We start from the raw sequence: 23,573 nt of genomic DNA, 5'->3' as shown, positions 1-23,573 counted from the left end.
GGGAATTGCTTAGGGGACTGTATGGTTCTTCGATATTGCAAAATCGCCTTGGCCTTTGCGTCGTTTCTTTTCCTTTTTCTGGTCGTATTCAATAACCTGACCGATTACGGTTCGAATTACGCCTTTGTAGAGAACGTCCTCGGGATGAAGGACACGTTCGAAGGGAATAAGGGGCAGTGGCGAGCGATCAACTCGCCAGTTATCTATCACCTTCTTTATGCGTCCATCATTCTTTGGGAATCGGCAGCGATGGTGCTTTTGGCTATGGGCACTTGGAAGTTGTGGTGCAGCCGTGTCGCCGGAGCCAAAGATTTTAACCTGGCCAAGAATCTGGTATTTGCCGGACTCACCTTGAGTATGCTGCAGTGGTACATTGCCTTTTTGTCTGTGGGCGCCGAATGGTTTCTAATGTGGCAATCAAAAACCTTCAACGGCCAGGGTGCGGCCCATAGGATGTTTGTCATCATGGGAATATCGCTCATTTTTATTGCTATGAAGGACGACAAGTTGGGCGATAGCTAGTAATAGCGATGGAATTTAAAAATTGCATGGTCCTCTGGGGGCCTGATCTGGAGCCTTTTCTTTGCGATCGTTTCAAAGTAAGCGGTGATACGATCGAGGCTATTGATCGACGTGAACCCTATAACCGTATCAAGGGGGACGGGCTGGTCATCATCCCGGGGCTTTACAATTCACACACCCATATGGGTGACTCCTGCTTACTCGATGGCACCACCGGTTTGACTCTAGAGGAAGGATTCTTCCGTCCCGATGGTTATAAGTACAAAGAGCTAGCGAAGCTCAGTCCGGAAGAGCAGTTGCCTCGTATCGCCACCCAACTCGCATTTATGGTACGCACCGGGACCATCGGCCACCTGGACTTTCGTGAGGAAGGGGTGAAGGGAGCGGAGATACTCAAAGCAGCTTCCGAGCAAGTGGGTCTCGATTCCGTCATCCTCTCGCAGTTCGAAACTTCGCCTTTTGATGCGGCAACGCTGTTGGAAAACAAGGCTGAATTGAGTGACGCTTACAAAACCGAGCTGGATGCAATGCTCAAAGTTGCTCATGGATTCAGCGAGAGCACTATGAATGACATGACCGATCCGGCCTGGGAGTATGTCAAAGCGCGCACGAAGGAGCTGGGTAAATTTCGCGCGATTCATTGTTTGGAAAATTGGGGCTACCGCGACTTGAGTTTTAAAATGGTATTTCGTGGGGACCTTATTCGGGCCATTGAACTGTACGAACCCAACATTGTGGTTCACATGACGGTTTCCGAAGACGATGAGCAGCAAATGTTAGTCGATGCAGGTATCACTGGTGTCTTAAATCCGCGGGCCAATGCCAACCTTGGCTTGCCGTTACCACCTATTAGAAGCCTCCTCGATAAAGGTGCCAACTTGCTTCTCGGCACCGACAACGCGATGCTCAATAATTCAAACATGCTAGCCGAATTGGATTTTACCTACAAGGTAGCCAAAAGCCAATACGGAGATGCGGTTAGACCCGATCCGCGGGATATCTTGAAGCTGGCGACGGTCAATATGGGAAAAGCTTTTGGGGGTGACCGCCATGGCTATCTCGAAGAAGGCCTGCCCGCTGATTTTGTTGTGCTCGATTTTTCGAAAACGCGTTTGCGCCATACCCACCATTTGCTGGCCAGCATCGTCACTCGACTGGGTGCAGAGGATGTATTGGGCACTTTTCTCAAAGGCCGTGCTCTATACAAAAAACCTTACACGGGTATTTGAAGATAAGATACCTGCTATTTCACCGTCGACTTCAGGAACGCAATCAGATCTTTCACATTATCTTCCGACCAATGGGCATAGCTGGGCATGCTCTGGGCCAGGGGATTTGTCTTTTGAGGATCCGTCATCATTCCTCGAAAGTAGGGTTCGTTGCTGACAGCGAAGATGGCTAGCAGGTTTAAGGGTCGCGTAGATTTCTTCCCTCCGACGATCCCGTTCAGGGTATCGTGACAACTTACACAACTGTCCAGGTATAGATCAAGGCCACGCCCTGCCGATTCGTTCATTTCGTGATCCGCCCAGCCAGCGAGGGCCTTTGGTCGGCTTACGACAACCAGCTCCGCGAGTCCCCATGGATTTTTATGTGAAGGATCAAGAAAACCTTCGGCATTCTCAATGTTGATGATGTTGGGCCCCCATTGCGGATGACCGATTTTGGACAGCCATTCATTTAAGGCTTGGCCTTCGACTTCCAGCACAAAGTAGGGACGAGCATGTTCAATATCTTCAAGGGTGAATATGGATTGATACTTGTCGGAGCAATTTGCCAGAAGAAGGTCGTTGTCACCTATGGGTTGAAACTTATCTAAAACGTCTTTCAGGTATACGATAGTAGTTTCTTTTTCTTCTCCATTGGCTTCGAAGCTTAACCGTTTCGTCGACTTAGGAAGATTGGCGATTTGGTCACTGCTGATTTCGTTGCTGATCTTTCCTGTATTTTCCACGACCGTCATTGTGAGTGTGGAGCTCAAAGGAGCTTTGAGTTTGCCGCAGCCGCTTAGAAAGATCGCTATTATAGATGTTGCGGTGAAGGCAAGGATGTTGACACGCATGTATGAGAGAATGCTACAAACTAGGACATTGTCGAGAATCTCCATTCATGCTAGCGATAGGATGTTAAATAATTATGTCGCAGTTATGTAATGCATTTCAGGATACATTCTGGCCTCGATTGAAGTGGCCCGACTTTGCTTCTATACCCGAAAAGGATAAGGTGGAGGTTATCTTGCCCATTATTGGTTTCTCAGATTTGGGAGACGGTTTGCCATTGGATCAGGAAGAGCAGGTGTCGATGAGCATGCTTATGCATGCCAGTCAGTCGTTGCATTCGACCATGCCCCACTTGATTCTTCCTCCTCAACGATATGTGACCGGCTCTATTCAATCTTCGTTTTTCACGATGGAGCCTGATGAGGTGTATGAGGCCATCGCTGAAATAGTACTGAGTATAAAGGCGAGTGGGTTTCGCAAAGTGGTCTTTTACAACTCAAGTCCCTGGAACGAGGATCTGCTCGATGCCACGGCTCGTGACCTGCGTATAGAGCTGGGGATGCAGACCTTTTGCATTCATCTTTCAGGGCTCGGTATAGATCTTTCAGTTCAACAAGTGGATGGTTTTCTGGAGCAAGGTGCAAAACGGCTTGCTTCGTTGTTGATAGAAGTGGGGGCCAAACCCGCTTTGGCCAATGACGGAAAAATTCCGCAGCAGAAAGGAGATGCTTAATGAGTTATCCAAGCTTTCGAAATCGCTACCTGCCGGCTATGAGTCGGTCTCAAATTGAAACGCTACCCAAGAAGGAGTCCATTCCGGTTATCATTGGTACGGGTTCTATTGAGCAACACGGACCTCATTTGCCTGTTGCCGTTGATACTCTCTTGGCCGAAACCTTTCTTGAAAGATCCTTTGCCTTACTTCCGGACGAGATTCAACTACTGGTCGGCCCAACCATTACCTTTGGAAAAAGCAACGAACACTCTGGCTTTCCTGGAACCATCGCCATTTCTAAAAAAACCTTACGGCTTCAGCTCTTTGCCATTGCACGGCAACTCTCCTCCTGGGGTTTCAAAGTCCTTCGCGTCGCCAACTTTCACGGCGGAAACAGCTCTGTCATCGACTACACGCTTCGTGAAATCAGCGAAACACTGGACATGTCCGCCGAACGTCTTCAGCCCAAATTCGAAATGGATCTCTCTGAACAGGAAGCAACCTACGGCTTCCATGCCGGCGAAGTCGAAACATCCTGGCTCCTCGATATATGGCCTGAGTCAGTCGATATGTCTAAAGCCGTATGCGAATACCCGGCCCACATTGATGATTCCGGGGAACTTCTTCCGGAAGACGCCCCGGCTACCTTCGCTTGGGTCTCCAGTGATGTGTCCAAATCAGGTGTCATGGGCGACGCCACCCAAGGAACAGCTGAGAAAGGGAAGCATTGGATGGAGGTTTGTTGTAAAGCTTTTGCCGTTGAGTTGGAGAAACAGTGTAAGTGCGTAAACAGATAGGCGGCGTTTACGGCCTGAAGAAACTCAATTTTAGCGTTTGAAATCGTGGTAGGTCCCGTTCCAATGGGAACATGATTTTTAATGTCGACGATACACGCATTGCCGAAATGAGGCCGCTCCTGCCTCCGGCTATTCTAATTGAAGATGTTCCATTGTCTGAGGCGGTCAGTGCCCAGGTGGCAGCTTCGCGTGAAACTATCTCACGTGTTTTTGCAGGGGAAGATGATCGCCTGGTCGTGGTAACCGGGCCTTGCTCCATTCACGATGTGGATGCCGCCATTGAGTATGCCGAACGATTGAAGCCCATCGCGGAGAAGCTGGGTGATTTCTTGATCGTTGTTATGCGCGTCTATTTTGAAAAGCCCAGAACGGTAGTCGGTTGGAAGGGACTGATTAATGATCCTTTCATCGACAATAGCTTCCAGATCAACAAGGGCCTGCGCATGGCCCGGGGACTATTGCTCAAGATCGCCGAAATGGGGCTTCCCTGCGGTACCGAATTTCTCGATACGATTACGCCACAGTTTATCGCTGACCTCATTGCCTGGGGAGCGATTGGAGCCAGAACCACCGAAAGTCAGATTCACCGCGAGCTTGCTTCCGGGCTCTCTATGCCAGTGGGCTTTAAGAATGGCTCGTCCGGCAATGTAAAGATTGCAGTCGATGCCATTCGTTCTGCTGCCGAGGAACACTGGTTCGATTCGGTGACCAAGCAAGGGGTGGCTGCCATTTTTCAAACCACGGGCAATCCCGACTGCCATCTCATTCTTCGTGGCGGCTCAAATACGGGGCCCAATTACGATGCAGAATCAGTTGCTCAAGCGATTGCGTTGTTGAAGGGCTCCGACACCAATCCGCGGTTGATGATTGATTGCAGCCATGCCAACAGCGCAAAGGATCACAAGAAACAGGTTCCAGTCGCTTCAGATGTGGCTAAGCAGATCGCCGACGGTAATAATAATATTTGTGGCGTCATGCTCGAAAGCCATCTCAAGGACGGTGCCCAGAAATATGTCCCCGGACAGGCCGAATACGGGCTGAGTATCACCGACGCCTGTATATCCTTTGAGGATACTATTCCGGTATTGCAAGAACTTGTTGCAGCCGTTCAGAAGCGTCGCGACGGAGGAGCATAGATCTCTTAGAAAATCACTACTCTTGCAAGATTCGGTAAAAGCGACGAGCTAGGTTGTTGAAGCGGGTATCGAGATGGCTGGTCGAATCAGCCGTTGCAATCAGACCCGAGATCAAATCCTGCCATTCTAGATCGTTGATCTCATTCATGTATTCAATTTTATAGGACAAGCTGGGAACAGTGGTAAAGGTAAGCTCGGGGTCGTCGCCAGCGAGTTTGATTTCAAAATAGATGACGTGGTCCACAGTAGCCAAGGGCGCTTGTACGGCTGCATAGGTATCGACCTTGCCGTAACCCCAGGTGACGTTGGGGACATCGCCAGCGAATTGATCCGCACGAGCTGTGTTGCGGAGGATGTCGTGGATCTGGATCTGATCGAGTTCAGGATTGGCCTGAAGCATGAGGGCGACAATGCCGGTCACCTGAGGTGCCGCTGCGCTCACGGCGTTTGCCTTGCCATAAAAGCCTTCGCCTTCCTGGTTTTTGTTAAAGTCGAAGGTGGCCCAGTAGGAGTCGGGCGCGTAGACGGTTATTACAAAATCGCCAGGTACTGCTACATCGACACCCATGCGTCCATCAAAGGTAGGGCCAATGCTGCTGCCTGCCCAGATGTCGCCCACAACGCCGATGCTGTCAGAATCGGATCGGGCAACGCCGTTGAGGTCAGTCCAGTTTTTCTGGAGGACATAGTTGGTAGGAGAGATATTGTTAAAAGCACTGGCGGCATCCCAGATATTACTCTCAACCAGAAACGTTTTAAACGCATTGGGTGGATTCTGAGCGTAGTTAGAAAAGTTCAAACTGCCCTGAAAGCTGACCGGAGAGACAGCTCCGGACGGGCGCGTAAGCTCGATGGTGTAGGTGCCGTTGCCGTCAAACAGTTGAAAGAAGATTTCTCGTTTCTGGCTCGTGGATAAAGAGAAGTCCACATCGCGACCGTTGTGGTAGTAATTGAAGATATTGCCAACGTTGAGTTGGGTGTCTCGTTCTCCTTCGCCACCCACAGACGGGTACGGGCCATAACTGTTTCCAGCCGGATCCTTGACAACCACATCGATCCCAGCCTCTCCAGCTCCTATGGTAGGATACCAAAGATCGACGGTTAGAGTGCCTGCCTGTGTCTTTTCAACTTCCATTGAGACGGTTCCACCCACTTCGATGGTTCCTGCTGCATGGTTAAATCCTCCGCCTTCATCGCCCGGGCCATTCAGGAAGGCAATACCTGGAATGCCGCTACCGACCGTACTATCAATTTTACGACTGAACTGACTGCTGCCATCCGTAGGGCCTCCGTTGCTTCCAATATTGGGAAGCATGACAACCGGCATACCCAGTTCAGTGGCCTTCTCTACAATGAAGTCGATGCCCTTGGTCACGAAATTGACGTTGTAGAAACCTGTTTCTGCTGGTTGATCCCCATGGGCGGGGGCTCCATCTGAAGTAATCTTAACCGCGATGATGGAAGCGCCCGGAGCCATGCCGCGGAACTTACCACCTGAGTTGCGCCCATTGCCGGCGGCTATCCCAGTGGTGGTTGACCCATGGCCCACCGCATCGCGATGACCCAACTCGGTGTTGTTGATCAGTGCATCATTAATCTGCGCCTCGGTGTAGACGATACCGTTCACCTGGTTCTCCGTAAAATCGAGAATGTTTTTGATTCTCGTCGTTCCGAAAGTCATTGTTCTTCCAATCAATACCACGATCAAGGATGGCAACGATCACGCCCTCACCATCAATTCCTAGTACATTGTGCACCTCTTCTATGCAAGTTTCGACGCGGGCCTTGTCGAGGACATGTACAAGAGGAGGGCTTAATAAGGTTAGAGAAATAAGAAAGAATAAAATACGTGAAGTCTGCACAATCCTAGGATTAGTAAGCTTGGTAGGGTTGGTCAATCCTGTGATTATTTCATATTTTAATTTAAGCACTGATACACGTTTTTACTTGATTCATTTCTGATTCAGTAGGTCGCTCTTTCTTTGGGAACGCCGTTAAGTAATACTAGTTTAAAGGGTGTTACTGGGTATCAATTCCAGGAAGCATTTTTCGAAAAACATCCGTTTGCACGAAACCTGTTTGAGTTGTTCGAGTATCACCCAACGGCTTATTTTCATGCCAAGGACACGGAGCATCGATTCGTGGGCCTAAATCAACTGCTTTGCCGTGAGGTGTTTGGTTGTGACTTGGCTGAGGCGGTTCTGGGACATACGGATGCGGAGTTTCAACCGCCTCATTTGGCGGAGGCCTATCATGCGGAGGATCGGCGAGTGATGGAGGGCGGGAAGATCATTCCTAATGAAATCTGGCTAGTTCCTCATGTGAATAGCTCGCCCAAATGGTATTGCTCGACGAAAACACCCTTGGTTGGAGCTAAGAACGAGGTGATTGGCACTGTAGGAATCATGTATCCGGTTGAAACCTCGGCCGACCGGGAATCGGTGTTCAGGGAGCTAACTCCTGTTATCAGCTACCTGGAGGAGCATTTCACAGAGGACGTATCGATGAAAGACATGGCGGGGTTAACTGGGCTTTCCAGTACACAGTTCAATTTGCGGTTTCGCCAACTGCTTCGAATGACTCCAACCGCCTACTTGATGACCTTGCGCATTGATCTGGCTCAGCAACTGCTTACGGGAACCGACCAGAATATATCTGAGATCGGGATAGCAGTTGGTTTTTACGATCAAAGCCAGTTCACGAAGATCTTTAAAAAGCATGCCGGAATAACTCCCAAAGCCTATCGGCAGCGAATTCGTTGATGCGTCAAAAACTACCAAAAATTAAATAGAGAATACTATACCAATTTAAAGATATCTCTATAATATGAACCCTTTATGTCTTCCCGTCTTAGTTTTTCTACCCTGGTAATGGGCTTATTTGCCTGGAGCGCTTCCCAAGCAAATGAAGAGGTGTCGTTTAATTATGATATTCGGCCGATCATGTCGGATACTTGCTATCTCTGTCATGGTCCTGATGAAACGACACGTGAGGCAGGCCTTCGCCTAGACCTTCGCGAGGAGGCGATTTCTGATCGTGATGGGGAAGCTGCCATCATCCCGGGTAATGCGGAAGACAGTTTGATCATGTGGATGATCACTGCGGACGATGACGAAGACATCATGCCGCCGCCTTCGCATCCACGTGCACTGACTGAAGTGGAAAAAGACTTATTTCGCCGATGGATTGATCAAGGTGCCAAATACGAAAAGCACTGGTCCTTTATTCCACCTGAAGCAGATGTGCCGAGTGAGCTGGTCGATAGGGATTGGGTGAAGAATCCTATCGATGCCTTTGTGTTGAAGCGATTGGAGGATGAAGGCTTGTCCCATGCATCAGAAGCGGACAAGACGACTTTGATCCGTCGGGTGACCTTTGACCTTACTGGACTACCGCCAACCCTGGAAGAGATTGATGCTTTTCTGGCCGATAAAAGACCGGACGCCTACGAGCAGCTTGTAGATGGATTACTTGAGCGCGTCTCTCATGCTGAGCGGCTGACCAACGAGTGGATGGATGTGTCCCGCTTTTCAGACTCCCACGGTTATAGTCAGGACTTTATTCGCGATATGTCTCCTTACCGGGATTGGGTTATCGAGGCGTTCCATGAGAATATGCCATTTGATGAGTTTGTTGAATGGCAACTAGCCGGCGACTTATTACCCAATGCCAGCCAAACACAAAAACTGGCTACTGCCTTTCTCCGGCTTCATCCTCAAAACACAGAAGGGGGAATCGTAAATGAAGAATTCAAGGTCGAGTATGCAGCAGAACGAGTGCAAACGATCGGTGCGGCTTTTATGGGTATGACCCTGGAGTGCTCTCGTTGCCATGATCATAAATACGATCCGATATCCCAAAAGAATTTCTATGAGCTGTTTAGTTTCTTTAATAATGTCGATGATTCGGGACAGATAAGTTTCGAGTCTAGTGACATGCCGGTTCCAACCATGCTGCTTCCAACGCAGGAAGAAACATCAAAGCTGGCTAATCTGGATCTGCAGATCAAAGAGCAGGAAGTTCGTGTAGCCTCCATCCTCAAGCAGGCTGAAAAAGACTATGAATCCTGGAAAACGCGATTGGGTGACCGTTCTACAGATTTGGCAGCCGAGGATGCTCTGGTGGCTCATTTTCCTCTCGGTTCAGATGATAGCACCGCATCCATATCCAATGATGTAGATCCTGAAGGCAGTGGATCGGTCTTGTTTGGAGCCCAGGCCAATATCAAGGTAGGACCCGAGTTTGTATTTGAAGAAAGCCCTAAGGGGGTTGGGGTAAAGGTAAATGGGGATGACGCACTTTACTTTCCGAGCGTGAACTTCTTTCGGAGGGCGACTCCTTTTACGGTTAGTGTGGAGGCAAATATCCCGGATGCCGTAAAGGAAGGTTCGCTCTTTCACTTTAATAAAGCAGGAATCCTCTATAACTACAAAGGCTGGGAAGTATCTTTGCAGAACGGCTATTGGGATGTGCGCATGGCGCACACCTTTCCCTACAATTCAATTCAGCTAATCAGTGAATCACCGGTCATGAAAGATTCATGGCAGACGGTCGTTCTTGCATACGATGGGTCTTCGAAGGCATCCGGATTAAAACTCTATGCGGATGGAGAGCCTGTCGCCATGCGCGTTGAGCGCGATAATCTTTATAAGAACATATTGTCCAACAAACCAGGGGTTCAAAAAGAAATTGGACTCAAGTTGGGAGCACGTTGGCGCAGTAAGGGAGTTCCGGGTACGGTGATTGATGAAGTTTATGTCTATGATCGACGCTTATCAGATCTGGAGATTAAGTATCTCGCAGGCGAGAAAACGGAAGCCGAAAACTTTGAGTTTTATCTTGGGCGTCACCACGATTCGTACCGGGGCGCTTTGGCTGATCTCGCTCAGCTTCGTGGACAACGAAATGATCTAAATGAACACGTCCGTGAGGTCATGGTGATGGCCGAACGTTCGGAACCCGTTCAGGCTTACGTGCTAACACGCGGGGCTTATGACGCAAAAGCAGAACCAGTTTCAACGCAAACGCCAGAAGCAATTTTGCCTTTCAAAACTGTGTGGCCGAACGATCGGCTTGGTCTAGCCAAGTGGCTGACCGATAATAAGAATCCGTTAACTGCCCGAGTGACGATCAATCGCTACTGGCAAATGATATTCGCTCGAGGTCTGGTTGGGACACCAGAAGACTTTGGGAATCAAGGGCAGTTGCCATCTCATCCGGAACTCCTCGATTGGTTGGCCCGGGAATTCATGAATTCTGGATGGGATGTGAGAGCCATGATAAAGTTGATGGTGACATCCGCCAGCTACAAACAAGATTCAAGAGCGAATGCAGATCTCCTTGAGCTGGACCCAGAAAACTTACTTTTGGCTCGTGGGCCTGTAGTGCGTCTGTCGGCGGAGATGATTCGCGACAACGCGCTCGCAGTGAGCGGGTTGTTGGTCGACAAGATAGGTGGTCCCTCGGTTTACCCTTACCAGCCAGAGGGTCTTTGGAGCATGAATAAGGGCACCTATGTATCCGGCAAGGGTGAAGATCTGTACCGAAGAAGCTTGTACACGATTTGGAAACGAACGGTGCCACCCCCGACCATGAAGAATTTTGATGCGCCCAGTCGTAGTTACTGTGTCGTACAACGACAGAATACATCCTCTCCTTTGCAGGCGCTTTCATTGATGAACGATCCTCAGTTCGTCGAAGCATCACGCGCACTGGCCGAACGCGTTATGAAGGCGAGTTCTTCGGTTGATCACCGCTTGCAGTTAACCTACCGACTGTTGACTTCTCGTAATCCTTCGAGTCGTGAGATGTTTTTGATTAAGGACATGTACTTAAAATTGGTTCAATCGTATGAAAAAGAAAGTGCCCGGGCCGATGAATTTTTTTCAGTTGGAGAGTTTGTGCCGGATGAAACGTTGGATAAAAACCAGTTAGCTGCTCACGCCCTTACCGCTACCATGATTATGAACCTCGATGCTTCTGTTGTAATCCGATGAACGATCCCATGAACGATTTTCCAGAAAAACTAAATTACCTCAATCGACGTCAGTTCTTAACTCGTTCCTCGCTCAGCCTGGGTGCCGCCGCGTTGTCAATGATGGGGAATCCTGGGCGATTACTAGCTAACAATCCAAGTGCGGGGCATGGAGGAATATTGGGTAAGCCGCACTTCCCGGCAAAGGCTAAACGAGTCATCTATCTATTTCAGAGTGGGGGACCCTCGCAATTCGAGCTTTGGGATAACAAAACCATGCTCGACCAGATGCATGGCCAGGAGTTACCTGATTCCGTCCGGCAGGGGCAAAGGCTCACTGGTATGAGTTCGAATCAGTCGTCCTTTCCGCTCACGCGAAGCATCTACGATTTTAAGCAATATGGTGAGAGTGGTACTTGGGTAAGTGAGCTGATGCCTCATACCGCCAAGATTGCCGATGAGTTATGCTTCATTCATTCCTTGCATACCGAGGCCATCAATCACGATCCCGCGATTACTTTTTTCCAAACAGGACATCAACTAGCAGGTCGTCCAAGTATCGGAGCCTGGCTGGATTATGGACTCGGTACCGATAATCAGGATCTTCCTTCTTTTGTAGTAATGGTTTCAAAGAATGCGGGCGGACAGCCTCTCTACGCTAAACTGTGGGGGAATGGCTTTTTGTCTTCGAAGCACCAGGGAGTTCAATTTCGAGCAGGAGCAGAACCGGTATTGTATTTAAATCCTCCTCCTGGATTGGATGATCATGATCGAGGGCAGATTATTGACTACATGAAACAGCTGAATGAGTTGCAGCATGATTCCTGGGGAGATCCCGAGATTCACTCACGCATTGCCCAATATGAAATGGCCTACCGAATGCAAATGTCGGTTCCTGAAGTCACTGATGCGTCGGATGAGTCGGAATCGACTTTTGAGCTCTATGGTGAAGATGCCCGTGATCCAGGAACCTATGCAGCCAATTGTTTGATGGCTCGTCGGCTTATCGAAAAAGACGTGAAATTTGTTCAGCTGTATCACCAGGGTTGGGATCAACACAGCAATCTTCCAAATGGCATTAAGAGCCAAGCGAAGAAAACGGACCAGGCTTCTGCGGCGTTAATAACGGATCTGAAACAGCGAGGTCTTCTCGATGATACCTTAGTGATATGGGGTGGCGAATTCGGCAGAACCAATTACTCACAAGGCAAGCTCACGGCCGACAACTATGGTCGGGATCACCATCCTCGTTGCTTTACCATGTGGATGGCAGGCGCAGGGGTTAAGCCAGGATATCACTACGGCCAAACAGATGAGTTTGGTTACAATATCACTGAGAACCCGGTCCATGTGCACGACTTTCAAGCTACGCTCATGCATCTACTTGGCATCGATCACAAGCGCCTCACTTACAAACACCAAGGCCGCCGTTATCGTCTCACGGATGTTCACGGGCACGTAGTGAAGGATATACTGTCCTAATCGTCTGAGCTTGTATTAAAAGCCTCATCATTGTTAGAGCTTCTGGCCTTTTATGAATTGGCTCGCTCACGTATTTCTTTCTGAGCCTTCGATACACGAGCAGTTGGGGAATCTTTTAACGGATCCGCTGAAAGGAAAGTCGTGGGATGGAATGAATGTCGAAACCAGATTTGGTATGGCAGTGCATCTCCAGATTGACGGGTTTACAGATAGCCACGAAATCTTCTTAGGTAGTTGCCAACGCCTGGGAAATGGGGGCCGATTGAGGAGTGTGGTCGCGGACTTGGTGTATGATCATATGCTGACGTGCAATTGGCATTATTTTTCTGATGAGCCATTAATTGAGTTCTTAAATCGGTTTTACCAAAGAACCGAGGAAGTGATTGAACCATATCCGGACAAAGCACAGGAATTCATAAGTGCCATCATTAAAAGTCATCGGCTCGGGCGCTATGGAACACTGGCATGTGTCGAGGATTCTATGACATGGATCGACAAACGCCTTTCAGATCGGGTAATTGCGAGGGAAAGGACCCAAGACTATATGGATAAAATTGAAAACGAGTATGCCGGATTACGCGCAGATTTTATGGAATTTTTTCCGAAACTGCAGAGCCATGTTTATCCGATTCAAAAACAACGAAGAGATACGCTTGAATCCGGCATTCAATTTGCTTAACTCCATACTATGAATTTTGAGACCTTCAATGATATGTTGCGTCGCACGGCGATGCGTCTTCCTGATAAGACCTTTCTACATTGGATCGATAAGGATCGATCGTTAACTTATGCCGAGACGGTTGCGGATGCAGAAAAAGTAGCGGGAGCGTTATGGGGACTCGGAATTCGAAAGGGCGATCGTGTCGGGATATTTGCCCACAATGGCCTCGACTATATTTTGGCGATGTTTGGTGCCTGGCGGATTGGAGCGATCAGTTGTCACATCAATGTGCTGCAAGCGGAAGACGTAGCTTACTTTGCTAAGAACGCTACGCCGAAGGTTTTGATCTATACGCATGATATGTTTCCGATTATTGATAAGAATCGGGCCGATATGCCTAGCATTGAACATTATCTTTGTATGGATGGTGAGCAGGAGGGTGCCAAGGACTGGAATGCGGTCGTGGCTGCAGCGGGTGAAGCACCCGAAGTGGAAGTGAGCGCTGATGATGGAGCGCACTTGTCCTATACCTCAGGATCTTCCGGGGTGCCCAAGGGGGCGTTGTTACCGCATGGTGCGCCCACACGCGCTTCAAATTGTATCGCAGAGCGATTGCAGATCACGAGTGCCGACGTTACTCTGGGGGCGACGTCTCCAGCTAGTTCATACGGGTTGGTCGTCAATTGGCTTCCAGCTATTCACCGGGGAGCTAAGGTTGGACTCATGTCACGCTGGAATATTGAAAAGGCTTATGATCATATGGAGTCAGCAGGCGTTACCTTGTTTCCTGCCAATCCACTTTTATTTGATGAGCTGCTTCAGGAATGTCGTAAACGAGGTAGCAAACCTTCAGCGCTGCGCGCCTGTCCATCAGGTGGCGCCCCCGTGCCTCCGGAATTGAAGCAAGCCTTCCAGGATGAGCTGGGAATCTTTCTCGTGGAGAGCTATGGTCAGAGTGAGTTGGGCGGCTTCGTGGGGCTCGGATATCCCAAGATTGAAACCGGCGAACAGTTTACCGCGATCGGACCTCCTTTGCCCGACAAGGAAGTACGAATCATGGACGAAAACGATCAGGAAGTACCCAATGGTGAACCCGGTGAAATGTGTCTTCGTGGCGGATTCATGATTGGCTATTGGGGCATGCCCGAAAAAACAGAAGAAGCGCTTCGGAATGGTTGGCTTCACACCGGGGACATGGGGCGCATGGATGACCAGGGTTACGTCCACATGCTGGGTCGATGGAGTGAACGTATTGTCTCCAATGGCACCGTGATTTTTCCGCGGGCCATGGAAGAGGCATTATTTAGTCATCCGGCTGTTCAATTTGCCTGCGTCATAGGAACGGCCGATGCAGCGGCTGGTGAACTTCCTAAGGCGATCGTTGCTTTGAATGCGGGACATTCTGCAACTGAAGATGAATTGCTGGCTCATGCTCAAAGTATATTAGGAGCTGAAAAGAGCCCTGTTTCTTGCGAAATAATTGACGAGATGCCGATGACCCCCACTGGCAAAATAGGGCGTGTTCAGCTTCAGGCTAGAGAGAAAGAATTGGATGGATAAGCTACATTCCACGCTTTAGCTAAAAATACCGCTTTAAAGGTCTTTGTGCACTTTGTGCTTTCTGTGGTTTCGCACCCTCTTTGTTTCAAAACACAGGCAAGGATGCCTGTGCTACTCTATCATACCTCAAATGCGGATCTATGCTTCGGCTTCAGGATTTTGTCGAAGACGAAGGAAGTTCCCAGTAAGAACAATCCCAGAAAAGCCAGCATTCCTGCTCCATCGCCATTTACCAGGTGGGCCATAAATGCCAGGAGGAGATTAAAGAATACGCCTGCATAGGCTAGCTTTTTCAGGAACTTCACTTTGTTCGATACAATGGCGATAACAGCTAGGATTTTCGCTAATGCCAGGGGGTAAATGATATGGGATGGATACCCGAGCTGCTTAAAGGCAACGACTACATCGGCATGGTTAAAGATATACATGCTGGCGGAGAACAGTAGCAGAAGGGAAAGCAATACGGTAGAAAACCAGTAAATCAGCTTGGGAAGTTGCATAGAAGAAACCCAAAATAGAAAAGCCGTCTGCCAATTCAATCTCCTTTACCACTATTTCTTAAAATAAGTCGGAATGGCTGAACTTTATTCGTATGTGTTTGTCGCTTATGAGTTGAAATATTCTCCTAAATGGAGCGTCATACTCACAGTTGTTATGAAAGAGACATTCAAGAAATCCTCATTGTGTTTGTTGGCTATCGTCCTAATCTTTGGAGCTTATAGCCTGATGCCAGCCTCCGATAAAAAAGAACCGGTCGATCCTGAGAAGGCAAAACGACTCAAGGAGCTGACTCCTATGCAGTATCGGGTCACTCAGGAAGAGGGCACGGAGCCACCTTTTAGGAATGAATACTGGGATAACAAAAAAGCGGGCATTTATGTGGATATCGTTTCCGGAGAACCGCTGTTTAGCTCTAAGGATAAATATAAGTCCGGCACAGGTTGGCCCAGTTTTACAAAACCCCTTGAGTCTAGCAATATTGTGGAGAAAACAGATTACCATATCGGCTATGCCAGAACTGAAGTTCGCTCTAAAGGGGCTGATTCTCATCTAGGACATGTGTTTCCTGACGGACCGAAACCAACGGGACTTCGCTACTGCATGAATTCTGCTTCCATGAAATTTATCCCAGTCGCCAAACTCGAAGAGGAAGGGTATAGGAAGTATTTGGATCTGTTTTCCGAGGTGAAGAAGTAGAGTAGAACAGGCGTCTCGCTGTGCCGTGTCATACCTGCCAGGCTCTTGGCTAGGGGATCACATTAAAATACTTGAATTCCATGTAGAATGGGAGCTTGCTCCCGAATCCATTAGGCGAGGATATACTGGATCGGGAGCTACCGATGAACGAAGTGAAGACACCTCAACAAGCGAGGCGAAGAATAACAGCTCCACTCCTACAGTTTAGCTAGGAAAGCCATCGGTGATAGTGGAATTCGTGAAAACTGCCATGCTTCGCTTATTTGTGTATAGGGCGCATCAAGATGCCTGTACTACACTATATTTTTGATTAGCCTTATCCGATCATCATCGGTATCCAGTTGAGGTAATTATGAATACCCTAGTTACTTCATTGAAATCTTTGCTTCTGGGGCTGTGTCTGGCGCAGGTAGTTTCAGCGGCCGATAAGCCTAACATTCTCTATATCTTTACGGATGATCAGTCCGATAGGACGGTAAGTTCCTACGAACGATCTTTGCCTTGGGTAAGTACCCCAAACATTGATCAATTGGCTGCTACAGGCGTTCGCTTTAAAAGTGCTTACACCGGAAGTTGGTGCATGCCTTCGCGTGCTACCTTTCTTACGGGTCATCTACAGTATGGTGTAGAGTCGATGAGTATGGAGGGCCAATATCCAAGTAGCAGTTACGATCCTGAACAATGTCCTTTTTGGATGAGAAATTTTAAAGAGGCCGGTTACACGACGGCGCAAATCGGGAAATGGCATACCGGTGTGGATGCTGGGTTTGGGCGTGATTGGGATTTTCAAATTGTATGGAACCGACCCGCTCACCCGGGTAATTCAGGGGCTTACTACTATGATCAGATACTTTCGTTTAACGGCGGTGAGTCAGTGATGACTCCAGGCTACACGACCGATAATTATACAAAATGGGCGGTTGAATACCTTGAGGGAAAGGGGAGAGACCCGGAGAAGCCCTGGCTACTGTGGCTCTGTTATGGTGCTACTCATGGTCCTTTTACGCCTGCTGACCGCCACAAGGATACGATTCCTGAGGATACGGTTGTTCCAAAGCCAGTAGATCTTTGGCCTCCCCGTCCTGGAAAACCCGAGTATGTGAAAATTCGAGCTGGGTATAGAAGAGGCGAAAATGGCACAGCGTATGTGCAAAACCGCCCTGGTAATGGCTGGGAGCATCAGGAAGGAGTCATTACCTATCAGGAAACCGCGCAAGGCTTGGATGAGTCGGTAGGCACCTTGGTGGAAACGCTCAAAGTGACCGGTCAGTTAGAAAACACCCTGATCATTTACACCTCAGACCAAGGTTTTGCCTGGGGGCAGCACGGTTTCCAGCACAAGGTGGCTCCTTACGATGCCAATATCGCAAGTCCATTTATAGTGAGCTATCCAGGCGTTGTTCCGGAAGGAAAGGTCAGCTCAACTCCGATCGGAGGGCATGACTTAGTTCCCACTTTATTTCACTATGCAGGCGTTGATTTACCCTGGAAAATGCATGGTAGAAATCTTGCTCCACTATTGGAGAACCCTGAGGAGCCAAGTGATCACTCGGTCCTGCTTGCTTTTACCGGACGAACTTATGGCTCCGATACAGCAACGCTTCCCAAGGGTGTTGACTCCCATGCAGATATGCCTTGGTGGGTTTCCTATCGGGTTCATGAATACAAATATATCATGAACTTGATCGAAGGAGAAGTAGAGGAGCTCTACAACCTGGAGAGGGATTCCGACGAATTACACAACCTGGCGTTGGATCCTAACCATGCGGATTTGTTGGTGGAAATGCGAAAAGCCGCCATAGCTGAGATGCGAAGGACTGACTGCCCGTTTGTGGATCGACTACCAGTTTTTGCAACAAATCGTTAGAGATTTAGTTTTTCAGGGCATCTAATTAACTTTCTGAGAACGATTTCATGCGGGGGTAAAATGGTCCAATAATTCTTGAAGCCGCCGTTTCGGACAGCAATAGGTATAACCCACAAAATAGTTGAAACCTTTCTAGGGTTTCTGGACGTTAGAGATAAAAACACCTGTTAACTCGCAACAGTATTATGAAAACTTCTCGATCGTTATTGGTTCTGTCTTCCCTTGTACTCACAATTCCTTTCGGCACATTACTGGCTGATGGGCACAAAAACTGGCCTACCTGGCGTCCAACATCTGGAACCGGTGTAGCTGAGCATGCCACTCCGCCCATTGAGTGGGGTGATGAAAAGAACATAAAATGGAAGGCCGAAGTTGGTGGAGCGGGTTATTCCACTCCTATCATTTGGGAAGATAAAATATTTCTACTATCCGCCGTCCCGGTTGGAGAAGCTCCTCAAGCACCCGCAGCTCAACAACGGCAACGTCCAGGTGGTAATGCGAATGCCGCAGGAGGCCCTGGAGGTCGACAAAGAGGTGGTGGTGGTCAAGGTGGTCCTGGCGGACAGGCTAGGGGGCCTGGTGGGCAAGGAGGTCCACCCGCTGAACTCTTGGCTCAATTTGATAAGGATGGAGACGGCGAACTGAACGATGAGGAACGCAACGCACTGAGAGCTGAAATGCGCTCTCGTCGTGGTGGAGGCCAAGGTGGTCCAGGAGCTCAAGCGCAAGGACCTGGCGGACGGCAGCAAGGCCAAGGCGGTGCTGGTGGCGGTCGTCAAAGAGGAGGACGAGGAGGCGCTGGCGGTGGCCAAGTGCTCCAAATGCAGCAGTTTAAGGTCATCGCATTGGACCGAAATTCTGGAGAAATCATTTGGGAAAAAATTGCTCGAGAAGAAATGCCTCATGAAGGGCATCATCCGAGTCACGGTTATGCAGATGCATCCCCAGTGACCGACGGAAAACACCTATGGGCGTCTTTTGGCTCACGTGGAATTTATTCTTATGACCTGGATGGAAATCTCATTTGGGAAAAAGATTTGGGTGATATGAGAACGCGGGTTGGCTTTGGCGAAGGAGCGTCTCCAGCGATTGCAGGAGACAACCTGATCGTACTTTGGGACAATGAAGATCAATCTTACATCGTTGCCCTCAATAAAATGACCGGCAAGGAAGTCTGGCGACAAGATCGTGACGAACGGACTTCCTGGACAACCCCTTTTATTTTAGAGCAAAACGGCAAACTTCAGGTCATTGTTGCCGGCACTAATGCAACCCGTACTTACGATGCTGAAACAGGCGATATTATTTGGGAAGCGAGTGGGCTGACTTCGAATGTGATCCCAATGCCTGTGGTTGGGCATGGCAATGTGTACGTGACTAGCGGATACAAGGGTAACTCAGTTCAGGCCATCAAGCTGTCTTCAAGGGGAGATGTGACTGACACCGACGATGTGGTTTGGAAAGTAAGAGAAAGCGGTTCCTATGTCGCTTCACCTGTGCTTTCCGGTGAGCGACTGTATGTTACGAAGAGCTATGACAATATTTTGTCCTGCATGAATGCATTAACCGGCGAGTATCATTTTCAAGATGAGCGGCTTCAGGCCCTCAGAGGGATATACGCGTCTCCTCTTGCCGCAAATGGATTCCTCTATGTGGCAGGACGAGAAGGCACAACTTTGGTTCTTAAAGATTCTGACGAACTTGAAATCATCGCCACCAATAAACTGGATGATAAGATCGATGCTTCACCGGTTGCTCTCGGTGGCGACTTGTTTATTCGTGGCCACAAGTACCTCTATTGTATTAGCGAGGGTTGATGTGTCCTTGTATTATTGCCAACCATAACCCTTGCCTGTGCATGGGTATGGTCAATGAGGGTGGCTTTCCCAGCTATTTGATTGAGGTCAGAGTCTAAGGAGCATTATCGACTTTAATTGAGTCGTTCGTTCCACTTATCTGCTATCCAATAGAAATCATTTTGTATGGTTTATCTAGTGTGATCAGGAAGCAGCCTCTACCTTAGCTGACAGATGATTTTAAAACGAAAAATCGTATTCCTTTTTCAAATCATGGCTACGGTTAGTTCCTTGGCTCACGATCACCCAGAGTCTCATATACCGGTAGAAGCATATCATACGCCAAAGGAAGCCCTGGTTATTGGCTCTGGGGATTTTAGCTATCGTTCGGTTCCTGGATGGGCGGAACAGAATGCGGGCGTATTTAAATTGGGTCATTGCCACGCGATTATGGAGGATGGGTATGGTCGCATTTTATTACTCAATGCCGGTGGAGATCATTGCATGTATGTCTTAAACCAAGAAGGCGTGCTCGTGGATGCTTGGGGAAGTTTTGCTCCCAATGCACACGGTATGTCCATTATTGAGGAGAAGGGAGTGCAATACCTCTTCATTACCGACAATGGAAAGAATGGGAAAGTCTTCAAAACCACGATGGATGGTTATGTGCTTAAAGCATTTGGATGTCCCATGGAATCGGGTCTGTATGAGAGCCCTGATGAGTTTCGTCCCTCCAAGACCTTACACCTGCCCAATGGAGATTTCTTTATCATCGATGGTTACGGAAAGGACTATGTGCACCGATTCAATGCAGCTGGTGAGTATCAGTCTTCCTTTGGTGGATCGATTGGAGAAGGTGAAGGAACATTAGCTCACTGGGGGCCCCACGGAGGTGGAATCGATTTCTCTAGTCCCGAAAACCTTGAAATTGTTCTGGCGTTGAGTGATCAAAATAAACTCAAGCGTTTTACCACTGAAGGTGAATGGAAGGAAACCATCATGCTGCCCGGCGGAAATCCTCGCGATATCGTATTTCACGATAAGCATATCTTCATCCCACATCTTGGAGATCGTTGGCCAAATGATCGGAACGCAGCAGGTTACATCTCGGTTCTAGATCGAATTTTTACGGTGGTTGCCAATCTCGGAAGAACCACTCCTGATTACCGTGCTGGAAATTTGGATACTATGGCCACTCGATCCACTTGTTTCACCATCCTCACGGAATTGGTTTCGACCGTGACGGAAATCTCTATGTGGCACAGTTCGCCTCCAACGGCACTTGGCCATTGAAGTTTGAGCGGGTGAGAGAATAACGCAAATGCAGCGCGCCATCTAATCACGCCATATCCCTCGGATCTGACGGTGATAGCACTCTTCGCTCTAGGCTTTAAACTCTTTGCTGTTCCTAGAGCTCCCGAACCATGATATTTCGGTATTGCAAACCCATCTCGCGCTTCGGGTGGACTTGGATACCGATAGGGCCTTCCGGTTTGATGGTCTCTGATTCGTAGGTCATGACTTTCTTGCCATTGAGGTAAGTCGTGTAGGTGTTCCCTTTTACGCGCACCTTGAGCCGGTTCCAGTTTTCCATATCGAAGACCTCTTGGGCTTTCGTGTTTTGGATGGGATACCCTTTACCCGGAATGTAGGGCAGGGCGGTCATGTCGCGCTTCAGACTGCCAGATTCACCAATTTGGATTTGTTCCTTGGTATCGCGTAGGAAGATGCCGGTATCAATGCGACCTTCGCCAAACTTGAAGTCAGCTTGGAACATAAAATCTTTGTATGACTTCTTCGTCTGCAGAATATCACCCTTCTGTTCAGGATCGTTCTTGGCGTGAAGAATACCATCCTTCGCTTCCCAGCAAACTTCGTTATTGCTCTTCCATCCGGTGAGGCTCTTCCCATTAAAGAGATTCGTATACTTGTATTTGCCGGCGTATTCTTCCCAGGCGCCTTCAATATCTGCAGACTTGTGGTCGCCTTTGTGGAATAAGAAACGGTGTTTGAGGCGGATATATTCATCACCACTTAAAGTGATGGTGCCATTTCCTTCGCTACCGACAGACTTCGTGCCAAAGGCATTAGCTGTGAGTAGTCCGTAAGTCCTGGCGTGCCAGAATGTCGGATACCGGAAGCTGGCTGGATGATTCATGAAAGCGATACCAACTTTTTGTCCATCAATGGTTCCATTGTAGTCACACCAATTTGCCTGTTTGCCCCAGCTGTCGATATTGGTGTCACCTTCGGAATTGATTAGTAATCCACCTTGTTTCGCGTCAACTGATATGGCGTGAGGCACTCGAATGGAAAGACCCGCGTCTTTTTGATCGGCCAGATGTGTCAGGACGTGAGGAGGTGCCATGAGTTTGATGTCTACATCAATGATACGGGAATCATCATCCGGCGCACGGAAGGTGTAAGTTCTCTCGTCTTTCATGATCCAGTTACCGTCGTAATCGGTATAGTCATTCGTTACGCCCATCACTGCGTGATCACTCGCCACCTTGAGTGATTTGTAACCGCTGTGAACCGTGTAGCCCATTACTGACAAAATCTTCTCCGCTTCTTCTGGAGGTTTTCCTTCGATCTTTTTTTCGAGACTCTTACGTTCCAGCCAGGTGTTGTAGCCGTTGTTTTTATGGTGCCCGAAATTGATACCTCGGTGGTGTGGATGATCCTGACGTTCGCCTTCAACATCTTTCATCGGATAGTGCCGTGTCATGTGAGCACCCGTCGGCCCGATGATGGGGTAGAAATAGGGTTTATTTGCCTGATCGGTGACGTATCGAGTAAAGAGCTCGCCGTTCAGTTTAACGGTTACGCCGCTATCGTCGGTTTCAAATTCAAAGCTGGCAGCCTGAATGTTATTAGTTAGCAGGCCAATGGAGGCTAGGAGTAGTAATACTGTTTTCATAGGGTAGGGTGATAAATTTTAAGAGCCGAAATATTGCTTTAGGTTTCGCATGCTGACTTCAGCAATATGATCAGGAGAAGGATCGTATTTGAAAACTTCTACAGAGATCCAGCCTTGATACTCAGTTTCTCGTAAGGCTTCGACTATGGGGCCATATTCCGTGTCGCCCATGCCTGGCCCATAGAGATTGGGGTCGTTAGCGTGAAAATGGGCAGTCCAGTCTTTGGATGCTCGAATTACATCTCCTATGGATGATTCCTCAGAACTCATCGCCTTTACATCCAAATGAAGCTGACAAGCGGGACTATTAACAGCCTGGCATAAACGGATTGTTTCAGCCGTCGTATTTAGAAAATTGGTTTCTGTGGGTCCCAGTGGCTCCATGGCTATGGTGACGCCCAGGTCCTCGCAGTGCCTGGAGGCCACTTGCAGGAGACCAACAGCTCGCTCAAAAGCTTCTTTGTAATCCCAATCAGATTCCAGGCTGCGTTGTTGTGGGCTTCCCCACACCATGACTTTTCCTCCCATGGCACAACAAAGGTCGGCTAATTGCCTTGCTCGATCAGCAGTCGCCTGCTGGACGGCAGGATCAGGTGAGGTCAGGTGGAAACCTTCCGTTTTGGCCAGGAGCCAATGGAGGCCAACTACTTCGACGCCCTGGTCGCGCACTTGATCCCCTAGGGAGCTGGCCTCAACGAGGTTGATTTCAGGGACATCCTTATCCAGGGTGAACGGCGCTATCTCTAGCCCATCATAGCCGTGGCGCGCGGCGGCTGCAGCAGATTCAGCAAGTGGGATTTCACCAAAGGTTTCGTTACAAATTGCAAATTTCATGGGATGTCAGATGAGAACAATAGTTAACCTAAAGTAACAATCATGAAGTCATGTTTTTAAAGGAAAATATACGGGGCGAGGGACGCAGTGCAAGGGGCGAGGGGCTGACTTG

The 23,573-nt window shown here is 48.7% G+C and carries 19 protein-coding genes; 14 read left to right on the top strand and 5 right to left on the bottom strand.

The features are described 5' to 3' along the window. The first annotated feature begins 21 nt into the window (after positions 1–21). Entirely contained in the window at positions 22–522 is a 501-nt protein-coding gene (locus tag GA003_09435; protein QXD30149.1) for a DUF2165 domain-containing protein, read from the top strand. An 8-nt stretch (positions 523–530) separates the two neighbouring features. After that, positions 531–1,751, top strand: coding sequence for an amidohydrolase family protein (locus GA003_09430; protein QXD30148.1), 1,221 nt, complete (start codon positions 531–533; stop codon positions 1,749–1,751). A 14-nt stretch (positions 1,752–1,765) separates the two neighbouring features. Here the strand turns inward: GA003_09430 and GA003_09425 are convergent, their stop codons facing one another. Further along, a complete protein-coding gene (locus tag GA003_09425) occupies positions 1,766–2,584 on the bottom strand; it encodes a cytochrome c (protein ID QXD30147.1) in 819 nt (272 codons plus the stop codon). Between the two features lie 74 nt (positions 2,585–2,658). Between GA003_09425 and GA003_09420 the strand changes: the two genes are divergently transcribed. The 3 genes from GA003_09420 (at position 2,659) to GA003_09410 (ending at position 5,170) form a co-directional block, all read left to right on the top strand. After that, positions 2,659–3,255 carry a creatininase family protein gene (locus GA003_09420; protein ID QXD30146.1) on the top strand — a complete coding sequence of 199 codons (597 nt, stop codon included), beginning with the start codon at positions 2,659–2,661 and terminating at the stop codon, positions 3,253–3,255. A 38-nt stretch (positions 3,256–3,293) separates the two neighbouring features. Next, positions 3,294–4,034 carry a creatininase family protein gene (locus GA003_09415; GenBank protein ID QXD30145.1) on the top strand — a complete coding sequence of 247 codons (741 nt, stop codon included), beginning with the start codon at positions 3,294–3,296 and terminating at the stop codon, positions 4,032–4,034. A 71-nt stretch (positions 4,035–4,105) separates the two neighbouring features. Continuing rightward, positions 4,106–5,170, top strand: a complete 1,065-nt coding sequence (locus GA003_09410; GenBank protein ID QXD30144.1) for a 3-deoxy-7-phosphoheptulonate synthase — start codon at positions 4,106–4,108, stop codon at positions 5,168–5,170. 16 nt (positions 5,171–5,186) lie between these two features. Here GA003_09410 and GA003_09405 read toward each other — a convergent pair whose 3' ends face one another. Further along, positions 5,187–6,851 (bottom strand): S8 family serine peptidase, encoded by a 1,665-nt coding sequence (locus GA003_09405; protein QXD30143.1) that lies wholly within the window; start codon positions 6,849–6,851, stop codon positions 5,187–5,189. Between the two features lie 301 nt (positions 6,852–7,152). On the opposite strand from GA003_09405, the gene GA003_09400 reads away from it, so the two are divergent. The 5 genes from GA003_09400 (at position 7,153) to GA003_09380 (ending at position 14,847) form a co-directional block, all read left to right on the top strand. After that, positions 7,153–7,932, top strand: a complete 780-nt coding sequence (locus GA003_09400; protein QXD30142.1) for an AraC family transcriptional regulator — start codon at positions 7,153–7,155, stop codon at positions 7,930–7,932. A 108-nt stretch (positions 7,933–8,040) separates the two neighbouring features. Continuing rightward, entirely contained in the window at positions 8,041–11,166 is a 3,126-nt protein-coding gene (locus GA003_09395) for a DUF1553 domain-containing protein (GenBank protein ID QXD30396.1), read from the top strand. A gap of 8 nt (positions 11,167–11,174) precedes the next feature. Further along, positions 11,175–12,626: a DUF1501 domain-containing protein gene (locus GA003_09390; GenBank protein ID QXD30141.1), complete on the top strand. Its 1,452-nt coding sequence runs from the start codon at positions 11,175–11,177 to the stop codon at positions 12,624–12,626. 52 nt (positions 12,627–12,678) lie between these two features. Beyond that, a complete protein-coding gene (locus GA003_09385; protein ID QXD30140.1) occupies positions 12,679–13,305 on the top strand; it encodes an acyl carrier protein phosphodiesterase in 627 nt (208 codons plus the stop codon). 9 nt (positions 13,306–13,314) lie between these two features. Continuing rightward, positions 13,315–14,847: an acyl--CoA ligase gene (locus GA003_09380; protein ID QXD30139.1), complete on the top strand. Its 1,533-nt coding sequence runs from the start codon at positions 13,315–13,317 to the stop codon at positions 14,845–14,847. A 119-nt stretch (positions 14,848–14,966) separates the two neighbouring features. Here GA003_09380 and GA003_09375 read toward each other — a convergent pair whose 3' ends face one another. Next, a complete protein-coding gene (locus GA003_09375; protein QXD30138.1) occupies positions 14,967–15,347 on the bottom strand; it encodes a DoxX family protein in 381 nt (126 codons plus the stop codon). A 73-nt stretch (positions 15,348–15,420) separates the two neighbouring features. Between GA003_09375 and msrB the strand changes: the two genes are divergently transcribed. The 4 genes from msrB to GA003_09355 all read left to right on the top strand — a co-directional run bounded on the left by msrB (position 15,421) and on the right by GA003_09355 (position 21,000). Further along, positions 15,421–16,044, top strand: a complete 624-nt coding sequence (gene msrB / locus GA003_09370; GenBank protein QXD30137.1) for a peptide-methionine (R)-S-oxide reductase MsrB — start codon at positions 15,421–15,423, stop codon at positions 16,042–16,044. A 352-nt stretch (positions 16,045–16,396) separates the two neighbouring features. Continuing rightward, entirely contained in the window at positions 16,397–17,911 is a 1,515-nt protein-coding gene (locus tag GA003_09365; protein QXD30136.1) for a sulfatase-like hydrolase/transferase, read from the top strand. A 185-nt stretch (positions 17,912–18,096) separates the two neighbouring features. Further along, positions 18,097–19,728, top strand: coding sequence for a PQQ-binding-like beta-propeller repeat protein (locus GA003_09360; protein ID QXD30135.1), 1,632 nt, complete (start codon positions 18,097–18,099; stop codon positions 19,726–19,728). A 252-nt stretch (positions 19,729–19,980) separates the two neighbouring features. After that, positions 19,981–21,000 (top strand): hypothetical protein, encoded by a 1,020-nt coding sequence (locus GA003_09355; protein ID QXD30134.1) that lies wholly within the window; start codon positions 19,981–19,983, stop codon positions 20,998–21,000. Between the two features lie 115 nt (positions 21,001–21,115). Here GA003_09355 and GA003_09350 read toward each other — a convergent pair whose 3' ends face one another. Beyond that, positions 21,116–22,627, bottom strand: coding sequence for a PmoA family protein (locus tag GA003_09350; GenBank protein QXD30133.1), 1,512 nt, complete (start codon positions 22,625–22,627; stop codon positions 21,116–21,118). A gap of 18 nt (positions 22,628–22,645) precedes the next feature. Beyond that, positions 22,646–23,461 carry a sugar phosphate isomerase/epimerase gene (locus tag GA003_09345; GenBank protein ID QXD30132.1) on the bottom strand — a complete coding sequence of 272 codons (816 nt, stop codon included), beginning with the start codon at positions 23,459–23,461 and terminating at the stop codon, positions 22,646–22,648. Between the last annotated feature and the right edge of the window lie 112 nt (positions 23,462–23,573).

The organism is Opitutia bacterium ISCC 52 (assembly GCA_014529675.2).
Taxonomy (GTDB): domain Bacteria; phylum Verrucomicrobiota; class Verrucomicrobiia; order Opitutales; family UBA2995; genus UBA2995.
This window is presented reverse-complemented; position numbering and strand designations above follow the sequence as displayed.